Here is a 445-nt window from a genome sequence, read left to right as displayed (position 1 = left end):
GATGCCGCCGTCTTCATCCTCATCTTCGTCGTCCTCATCTTCCTCGACGACCTTCTTTTTGCCCTTGGCCGGAGTCTTCTTGCCCTTCTTCGGGGGTTCGTCGTCTTCGTCTTCGTCGATGTCGTCCGCGTCAACGGCCTTACCCTTCTTAAGCTTCACTCCATTACGCTTTGCCCACGACTCGAACTCACGCTTCGTTTCCTCATCCGACAGCGGCTCCGCTGCGAGGCACGAAGTATCCCAGCGCAGGAATGAGAGTTCTTCCTCGTCGAGCGCGCTGCGCGTGTCTGCCGGGATCACTTGATACTGATCTGCGGGTGCCTTCGAACCATCGAAGAAGATTCGAATGTCTAGGCCAAACTTCGGGTCCGTCACACTGTAGGTCTTCGTAGCCCCAGTCTTCTTCGGGGTAACGGTGTTGAGACCTTTCAGCTCTTTGATTTTT

Annotated in this window: 1 protein-coding gene; it reads right to left on the bottom strand. The window is 55.3% G+C overall.

All coding sequences use genetic code 11. The annotated features are described in order from the left end of the window. A partial coding sequence (locus AC1RPR_RS08300; protein WP_481763484.1) for a hypothetical protein occupies window positions 1–445 on the bottom strand: 445 nt, incomplete at both ends.

The organism is Dellaglioa sp. CoH-57-MRSF-22, assembly GCF_056781895.1.
This window is presented reverse-complemented; position numbering and strand designations above follow the sequence as displayed.